This is a genomic window from Flagellimonas pacifica (genome assembly GCF_900215465.1).
GTDB classification, from domain to species: domain Bacteria; phylum Bacteroidota; class Bacteroidia; order Flavobacteriales; family Flavobacteriaceae; genus Flagellimonas; species Flagellimonas pacifica.
Genome location: NZ_OBEH01000001.1, coordinates 1,317,092 through 1,324,667 on the forward strand (window position 1 = coordinate 1,317,092; position 7,576 = coordinate 1,324,667).

The window sequence follows — 7,576 nt, forward strand, 5'->3', positions numbered from 1 at the left end:
ATGAAATATTTCCAAAAAGTCCAGTTAAAGCACAAAATTCAAAAAAGCCACAAGGTTATAAACCTTGGGGCTTTTTAGTCAAAAATTGTTATGACGATTGGCTTTAATAAGCTGGGTCCTGTGTTAGGGTAGCCTGTCCATCTTTTACCGATCGATCAATTGCCTGTATAGGAATTGGGAAATATTCATGCTTTCCTTTTGCAAAACTTTTTCCTTGCAAATATGTCCTATGTTGCGATTCGCTGGCAATATATGCGTTCAATACTTCCGCAGCTACACCCCATCTTACAAGATCCCAATATCGGTGTCCTTCCATGGCAAATTCCAAACGAGTCTCAAACCGAACCGCCTTACGTGCCGTAGCTGGATCTGTCCATGGGTCATTATACAATGAAATTTCATAATTGGCGGCTGCTTCTCCTTCCACAATGGTAAAATCATTACGATCCGTTCCTTGCGTGGCCTTGGGCACAAAACTTTCTGGATTAGCTGCTCTGGCTCTTATTAGATTGACCAATTCTCGGGCTCTTTCCAGATTACCCAATTCCACTTCGGCTTCTGCCAGCCAAAGGATTATCATATCCAATCGCATATATCGATAATTATTTGCGGTTAGGTTGCCCCAACCTCCTATGCCAAAACCTTCCATCTCAGCAACGTGTTTTTTAGAAAACCAAGGTCCGGCGTATGAAAGGTCTCGAACAAAATCAGTCTGGTAAATTTTAAAATCTTTGTACAAAATGCCAGGACGGCCAACAGTATGGTCCAAACGTGGATCTAATGGATCCATGTAAGTGGATAATGTAGTGGTTTCGTCTACCGTCTCTGGAACATCAGCATCATCGAAATTATCCAACAATGGTAATCCATTCTCGGTTCTGTAAGCATTTACCAAATTCTGGGACACCTGATAAAAACCACAGCATCCCCATGGATCTGTATAGGGGTGGGCTAGGCCCATCCCTCTTGCCGAGGCCTGATCAGCTGAGCTGCTCACCGCATATTGAATTTCAAAGATAGATTCTGAATTATTTCGGGTGCCTACCAAGAAATTGTCCGCAAAGTTGGGTACCAAAGAAAAACCACCGTTATTAAGTATGTCATCTAAGATTACCTTGGCTTCTTGCAATTTTGTGGTGTTGGCCGAGCCATCCTCGTTCCATCCTTGATACATTTTGGCCTTCGCTAGAAATGCTTTGGCTGCCCAACTGGTAGGTCTTCCAACTTGACTTTGAGAAGCTGGTAAAGCGGCAGCTGCTGCTTCAAAATCAGCTTCAATCAAAGGCCATATCTCACGATCATTTGGCACTTTGGTGCTTTCAATATCACTAACATCGTAAACTTCATCATCGATGTAAGGAGGGTTGCGCCACATCTTACGTGCTTCCATATGAAACAGCCCCCTAAGAAAGGTTGCTTCTGCTATAATCTGGTTTCTTTTTTCATCTGGTATTTCTTCCACGGCATTTGCAGCGTCAATAACATCATTCGTACGGGCCACACCTTTGAATAAAGACCTCCAGCGATTTGTAATATGACCATTAAATGGTTGATAGTCATATGTCTCTATAAATGTTTGCTCTGGCTGGTCTCCGGCATCGGTTCCCTTGAGCGCATCATCAGAAGCCAAATTGAATGCCCAGTTCTCAACGGTAACATTCCAATCTGGCGTGCCATCCACACCTGAACCATCTATCATGGCATAAGCGCCCAATAGAAGGCCGTCAACTCCATCTGGAGTTTGAAGACTTGGCTGCCCGAATTGCCCTAAGGGTTCTCTTGTATTAAATGCTTCACTACAGGCACTGAGCAGTACTATTGCCACGGTAGCTGCGGTTAAGAATATTTTTACCTTTTTCATTATACTCAATTGTTTTAATTATCCAAATTATTTTAAAGTCACGTTCAATCCCAACGTGAACGTACGCATCACAGGCAGATATCCATTATCAAAACCTAAGCTTGTATCATTTTCAGTACCCACTTGTATTTCTGGATTGGTTCCAGAATATTTTGTGAAAGTCGCTAAGTTCTGTCCTTGCACATAGATTTGAGCTGATGAAAACACTCCTCCCTTTTCAAGTAATTGTTCTGGGAAGTTGTACGTTAACTGTACATTCTTTAATCTAAAATAACTGCCGTCTTCAATGAAGTAAGAGGAAGGTTGGCTACTGATCTGATCATTGGCGTCCATGATTGGTACAGTGGCGTTTGGATTGGCCGCTACCCATTCACTCACTGGAGCTGTGGGATTGCTAGGTTGCCATGCACCATACAATGCCCTTCTTGAACGGTTACCTTGAAAGGTGTTGAAATCAGCAAAGTATCGTACATAATTGTAAATGTCATTGCCATAAGAACCATTGCCAAAAATATTGAGTGCTAGATTTTTATAAGTCAAATCCAAATTGATACCATAAGTAAAGTCTGGATGGGGATTACCGATAATGGTACGGTCATCCGCATTAATGACACCGTCACCATTAATATCCGCTACTTTCAGCTTCCCTGGAGCATTATAAGTTCCATATGCTGGCCATGCATCAGCTTCGGCCTGAGATTGAAAGATGCCAACTGTTTTAAATCCAAAAAAGGAAGATAAAGGTGCTCCGGCTTCTGTTAACGTCAAAGAAGGAACTCTAGATACCCTACCTAAAACTCTTGTGTCCGGACTGTCATCCAACTTGTCCACATTATTGGTGTAACGTGAAAGATTACCGCTAATACTATATCCGAAATCTCCTTTTTTATCACTCCATGTTAGACCAATGTCGAAACCTTTATTGGTTATCTGACCTATATTGGTGAATGGAGCCTGGGCATCTCCAGCACCAAAACTTGCCGGTAACCTAAAGAGCATGTCAGTTGTTACCCTATCATAAACATCCAATTCAAATCGTAATCTATAATCCATCATCACTGCATCCAAACCAATATTATTTGTTGTTGTAGTCTCCCATTTTGCATTTGGATTACCAAAATTGGCAGCATCGAAACCAATACTTGGTGCACTTGCAGAACCATCAATAGGATAACCTGCATTGAAAATGTTGGAACGATAAGTAGTGAAACCATTATAATCCCCAATTTGTTGGTTTCCTGTCTGTCCCCAACCATATCGCAATTTCAAATCGTTGATAAAACCAACTTTTTCCATGAATTTTTCATCTGAAACTCTCCATCCTGCACTAAATGCCGGGAATACAGCACTTCTTGATGCGGATAAAAACCTTGAAGAAGAATCATTACGTAAAATGAATTGGGCCAAATATTTACCATCGTAGTCATAGTTGATTTTTCCAAATTGAGACCATAACGTAAAATCTGAATCTAATAGTACTCCACCATAGTTACTTGCGGTAGTGGCATCACCAAGACTTAAATAACTCAATATTTCATTGGTCTGAAAGGCAAACCTATTTCTACTTGCCCCAAAAACTTCACCAAAATTTTGAATGGATTCAACGGCTACAAATGCGTTGAAGTTGTGTACATCGTTAAAAGTTTTGCTATAAGTAAGCTGATTTAGCCATGTCCACTGATATTCATATTCTTCCCTTGCAGTTGAACCGTTGATGAAATTACCTTCAACATATTCGGGTTGTGGTCTACTTAAATCTCTCTCCCTTTGTACTCTGGCATCCACCCCAAAACTTGTCCTAAATTCGAAATTTTTATGAAATTTGTAACCTGCAAATACATTGCCCAGAACTCTGAGTCGATATCTTCTATCGTCCTTGTTTCTTTCCAGAAAAGCATATGGGTTGAAGTTATTTCCTAAGTTTTGTCCTCTACTTCCGGCAAAATTGCCGGCAATATCATAGATAGGCAGCAATGGGTGGTGCTTATACGAACCTGAAACCGCATTTTGTTCGCCATCGTTACTATAACCACCTTTTTTATTATCAAAGGAAACAGTGAAGTTTTCACCAATTGTTAAACGATCTTTTAGTGCCTTAAACTCCGTATTGGCTCTAAGTGAAATCCTGTTGTAACTATCAAATTTAACAATGTTCTCTTGTTCAAAGTAACCTAGACTAAATGCATATCGGGCATGGTCAGTAGCACCAGAGGCGGATATTTGATGGTTCAGAATAGGCGCAGATCTAGTAATCTCTTTCCACCAATCTGTATCAGCTGATCTTGTAATTGCATAAATGTTGCCTGGTTCCAATGCATATAGATCAGGATTTACTCCCGAATCACCTTCATTAGCACCACTTGGAAAAACATAATCTGGTATGGTCACTTCACCATTTGATCCAAAGGTATATTGACCATGACTTGGAGTTTTGCCCGCATATAAATCGGCTAGATAAAGATATTCACCCAATTCCCTGGCATTTAGTGCATCTACCCGCTCTGCTGCGGATTGTGTTCCATAATACGTGCTATAACTTATTGATGGTTTTCCTAGTTTTCCTTTTTTTGTTGTGATGATTATTACACCATTTCCTGCCCTTGAACCGTATATAGATGCGGCCGAAGCATCTTTCAGAATCTGAATGGTTTCAATGTCATTAGGATTGATGTTTGATTGGGATTTGGAAGGCACGCCATCAATAACATATAATGGGTCGTTATTTCCAATTGTACCAAACCCACGGATTCTTACAGTTGCCTCTCCACCAGGAGATGCATCGGTAACTATACCAACACCAGCTGCTCTTCCTTGCAACTGTTGTGAGAATGTAGTTGCGGGGATTGCTTTAAGGTCTTCTGCATCTACAGTTGAAACAGCTCCTGTCAAATCCTTTTTGACCTGAGTGCCATAACCGGTTACAACTACCTCATCCAACTTGTTGGTATCTTCTTGAAGCGTAACATCGATGGTGTTAGAGCTAGAAACAACCGCTGATACGGTTGTCATTCCTATATATGAGAATAAAAGTGTCTCGCCTTCGGACACTGATATGGTGTAAAGGCCATCAAAATCTGTTTGAGTACCATTTGTGGTACCGTTCACAATGACATTGACACCTGGAAGAGGAGTGCCCTGCGCATCTTTGACAGAGCCTGAAACGGTCTTGGTTTGTGCAAAGGTCATGTTTACAGCACAAATAAACCCCAGCAGTAAAAAATTCTTGAATAAAGAATACTTCATAATCTGAATAGTTTGTTGATTGTTAATTAATCTTAAAAATTGTTGAGTTTTCAATCGCAATTCATTACAGGGTCGTAATATTGCATAAGACAAAAAGTCCTTATGGAGATTAATAAGTCTTCACTAATCAAATAAGAAGTATAATACAGTTTTGGTATTGTCTCGTGCAATATTGAAATCCTAGCCTAGAATATGCGACCACATTTTTCTAGGCTTTTTTAGTTTTTTCTTTTCATTCAGGTAGTCCTTTTTTAAGGTTAGTCAATTAGCTTTTTTATAATCATTCCTCAAGTGCTTTAACAGGAAAACCTCGAAATGATAACAATTTTATAATCGACAAGGTATTTATTGATTAATAAGAGAGGTGGTTCTGATGAAAAAAAAGCTCTAAAATTCATGAATTTTAGAGCTTTCCTTGGTTTTTATGCCCATTTTGTAGGATGTTGAGGTATAAAATATGTTCAGCCTTGAAAGCTTCGGCACATTGTTACTTAATGGTTTAAAGGTTGTTAAAAAGGATATGTTGATGTAAAATGTATTTTTGCCCTTCAAGTAGGGATTAACAGAAATCTTAGTTTTCATCCATTTTTGAAGCCTTATTTAATAAGTCAATTATTATTGATTTTTTAACATGTTTTACTTCAAGTAAAATTGGATTGGTCACAATCTGTCTAGGTTGTCATATGTATTTTCTCAATTCAAAAAATGTTCTTCATTATTTAATCTTTACTATCTATATAAAGTAAAATGCCCAACATATTTACGACCACTTCCGTCATTGAGTTCAATAATATACCAGTAGTCTCCAGAAGGCAATTGTTTGGATTCATATTTTCCATCCCAACCTTTATCAAATGGACCTAGAATTTTTATTTTTCTGCCATAACGATCAAAAATGTAAGTTTCTATTTCTGGGAAGAATTCTGAATTTCTCGGACCCCAAAAGTCATTCTGCCCATCATTGTTAGGAGTAAAGAAATTGGGAATAGAGATGTCAAAAAGATTTAGGGTTATACTTTCTGTTGTCTCGCAACCATTGTTGTCAATCACTCTTACAATAAAACTTCCATTCCTATTAATAGTAAATGTATTGTCCGAAGTACCTGGATTATTATCAAAGAAATAGGTGTAGGGTGCTGTACCTCCTACAACCGTAGCTGTGATTTCATTGATATTGATATTGCTAAGATTTAACTCCAATGGGTTTCTATTCTCTATTTCAAAAGGAATTGTCTCCATGCAACCATTTGAATGAAGTATGGATATAAAATGACTTCCTGGCTCCATATTAGTGAAGCTTGAATTAAAGATATGGTCATTTGGATTCGTTGAATCTAAGGCATAAAGTACGTCCGATGCTATAGAAGAATCTTCCAAAATCACTTCAATGGCATTGATTGGGGAGTTTAGATCACAACCATAAATAGGTTCAATCTCGGCATTAAGATTAACACCTTCAGTTTGAATTTCAAAAGATTCAGTTATTTCACAGCCATTACTATCCATTATGTATAATGAGTGGTTGCCTGTTGATAAACCATCGATGATAAAATCATTATCGGTGAAGCTTACAGCTTCATTGGAGTCAATACTTACTGTATAAGGAGCTGTGCCGTTATCCATGGAGATATTGACTCTACCATCATTGGTTCCGAAACAAGATTCATTTTGCGTAAATAAACTGACTGTTAACTTGTTCACGATTACCGTTACCGTTACCGGCTCCCAGCATTGACTTACATCGCTCGGTGTAAAGGTATAATTGGTATCTCCTGCTGCACTTGTGTCTATTGTGGCCGGCGACCATGTTCCATCAATGCCATTGATTGAAGTTGTCGGCAGAGTTGTTGGTACTGCATCTTGACAGTATGTAGTTGTAAAACTAAAGGTCGGTGTTTCTGTGGCGTTCACGGCGACCGTAGCGCTTCCGGTCAGGGACTGGTCACAGTTGGTCGTTGTGTTCTGGACACTTACCAGGTTCAGGGTGCTTGTTGCGGTGTTGGAAGCGGTGAGCGTTGCGTTCCCCGATCCGTCCAGTGTTATGGTGGTGTCGGCCCCGCCGTCGATGTTATAGGTCACCTGGGCATCGGGAGTTCCGCTGAACGTAAAGTCCACGGCTGTATCCTCGGAGCATATGGTGGCTGTTCCGCTGACGCTTGCCGTTGGCAGGGCATTTACCGTAGTGGTGATTCCCGTGCTCGTGGCCTCACATCCTGTGGTCGTGTTCACTACGCGAACCGTTACTTCCTGCCCATCCGCCAATGTTGTGGTTGTATATGTGGCTGTTGTTGACTGGGCCTGTACACTTGTCCCGTCCACATAGAACTCATACTCATCTCCCCCTGTTGCCGTAAAGGTGACACTGTCTCCCGCACAAATGGTATCGTTCGCATCGCTACTGCCCAGTACTGCCGTTGGCAGGGCATTTACCGTAGTGGTGATTCCCGTGCTCGTGGCCTCACATCCTGTGGT

General features: G+C 40.3%; 3 protein-coding genes. All 3 read right to left on the reverse strand.

Annotated elements, in window-relative coordinates; all coding sequences use genetic code 11:
* Positions 1-103: 103 nt before the first annotated feature.
* Positions 104-1,861 (reverse strand): RagB/SusD family nutrient uptake outer membrane protein, encoded by a 1,758-nt coding sequence (locus tag CRO15_RS05720; RefSeq protein ID WP_097044784.1) that lies wholly within the window; start codon positions 1,859-1,861, stop codon positions 104-106.
* A 27-nt stretch (positions 1,862-1,888) separates the two neighbouring features.
* Positions 1,889-5,104 (reverse strand): SusC/RagA family TonB-linked outer membrane protein, encoded by a 3,216-nt coding sequence (locus CRO15_RS05725; RefSeq protein WP_097044785.1) that lies wholly within the window; start codon positions 5,102-5,104, stop codon positions 1,889-1,891.
* A gap of 729 nt (positions 5,105-5,833) precedes the next feature.
* Positions 5,834-7,576: T9SS type B sorting domain-containing protein (locus CRO15_RS05735; RefSeq protein WP_133067214.1), on the reverse strand; the 1,743-nt coding region annotated here is incomplete at its 5' end.